The 2,203-nt window shown below is 74.7% G+C and carries 1 protein-coding gene; it reads right to left on the reverse strand.

The window, feature by feature from the left end:
• A partial coding sequence (locus tag ACY45C_RS14375) for an alpha-(1->3)-arabinofuranosyltransferase domain-containing protein (protein ID WP_462188117.1) occupies positions 1 to 2,203 on the reverse strand: 2,203 nt, incomplete at both ends.

Raw genomic sequence — 2,203 nt, forward strand, 5'->3', positions numbered from 1 at the left:
AGATGTGTATAAGAGACAGGGCCCGGGCGGCGCGGCTGGCCCGGGCGGCGCGACCGGCGCGACCGGCGCAGGCGGCGCGGCCTCAGCAGCGCCGGATAGCCGTTCTCGTCGGATCGTGGCCGTAGCCGGAACCGGGCGGGCAGCACCGCGAGCACGACCAGCACCACGACCAGCAACAGCCCCACCACCAGGTTGCGGCGGTATTCCGCACCGAGCGCGTTGTCGATGACGATCGTGCCGCCGGCGCCGGCCGGGACGATCCAGCCCTGCTGCCAGCCGTCGAGGCGCAACGGGGTCAACGCCGCGCCGTTCAGCTTCGCGGTCCACGAGGAGTTGGCGTTCTCCCGGACGGCGAGGAAGGCGCGGCCACCGGCGCCGATCTGGACCGTCCGGTGCTCCGCCGTCCACTCGTGCACCGTCGTCGCCCGCGGCGTGGCCGCTCTCACCTGGGCGCCCGATCCGACCAGCGCGATCGCGTCGACGAGGATGGAGGTTGGCCCCTGGTCAACGCCGAGCAGGTGCGGCCCCGCCGAGAGCCGCAGCGTGCCGCCGTCGGTGCACAGCGACACCCGCACCGGCCGCACCGAGGTGACGTCGCTCTCCCGGCCGGAGATCCGCAGGGGGTAACGGGTGCCGTCAACGACCAGGGTGGGGCCCCGGCCGCAGTCGACCAGCAACGGAGTGTCACCCGCTGGGGGTGTCCCCCGCGGCGGGGGGATGAAGCTCGCCGAGCCGCTCATCGTGAACGTCATGTCCCGGGGCACCTCGAAGCGCCGGGACAGCGCCAGCTCCTCCGAGCCGCCGAACGGCTGCGCCGGGTCGACCCGCGCCCAGGCCATCGAGAAGGCGACCAGCCCCCCGTCCGGCGCGGCGAAGCGCCGGGCCACGTCGGTGGGGAGCTGCGCGTAGTGACGGAAGGTGACCCCGGGGATGGTGATCTCCCGAATACCGGCGCCGAGGGTGTCGTCGGTCTCCTGGCCGACCCGCGCGAACGTGATGCGGTACCAGCGGCTCGGCCCCGCCGGGACGGCGAGGCGCTGGATGTCCTCCACCGGACGCACCTCGGTGACCACCGAGCCCGCCTCACTGGACACCCGCAGCGCCTCGACGGCCGGCCGCCACGAGCCCTCGGACAGCAGCCGCACGTCGAGGTAGGGCACGGTCATCCGCCGGCCGACATCGAGCTGGATCCACTGCCCGGCCGACGTCGTGCCCTTCGTGCGCTGTGCCGTCCACGCGGTCGCGGCGAAGCCGTCGACGGCCGCTGGTGGCGCGAGGTCCGGCGCGGCGAGCAGGTCGTAGCCGTAGGAGGACGCGGTGACGGACATGCCGCCGACGTAACCCGCGACCGTCTGGTGGCCGGCGACGTCGGCCTCGGCCCACTGGTGGGGCTCCCCCGTCTTGCCGACCGCGGTGCCGGTGGGCCCGAGGAGGTACGAATCGGCGTCGTGGACGAGTCCGAAGGTGCTGTCGCGCCGGGTCAGGGTGTCCGTGTCGACCCAGGCGGTCGTCGGGCCGATCACCTCCCCCGGCGCAACCTTGATCGCCGCCGGGCTCGTCGAGGACGTCACGGCGGCGGAGGACAGATCGGCGAGGTCCGCGGCGAGCACGGCGGCCCGGTCGCTGCTCAGCAGGCCCTGCCCGGCGAGCTGCACCGTCGCCTCCGGGCCGCCGGAGACGACGACGGCGGTGTCCGCCGGGTAGGAGTCGACAAGCTTCGCGCCGCCCGGGACGGTCCAGACCTCCAGCGCGGGTACCCGCGCGGTCGGGTTGCACAGCTCCGGGACGAGCCGCTCCTTCGCCGAGGCGCGCGCCGGCACCTGCGGGCCGAACGCGGCGGCCAGGGTGAGACCGGAGGAGCGCAACGCCCGGTGGAGCTCGTCGGTGGACGGGGGGACGTCCCAGTTCTTCTGTTCCAGGTCGTTACGCAGCAGGATCTGGCCGATCCCGGCCCGGGCCAGCGCCGGGGCGAGGCCCGCGGCGGACCCGGTGGCGAGCTGGCGCTCGATGCCGTCCATCAGCCGGGTCACGCCCGTGCCACCGAGCGGGATCAGGCTGCGGACCCCCCACGGCGTGCGGGCCAGCCACTGCAGCGGCTCGTCGAGCGGCCGGCCCCACTCGTACTCGGCGAACGGCGAGCCGGGCAGCACCAGTGCCCGGCCGTCCTGGGGATGGGCGGCCAGCCAGTCCGCGGCGGCCACCC

The sequence above is a fragment of the Frankia sp. CcWB2 genome (genome assembly GCF_977927585.1).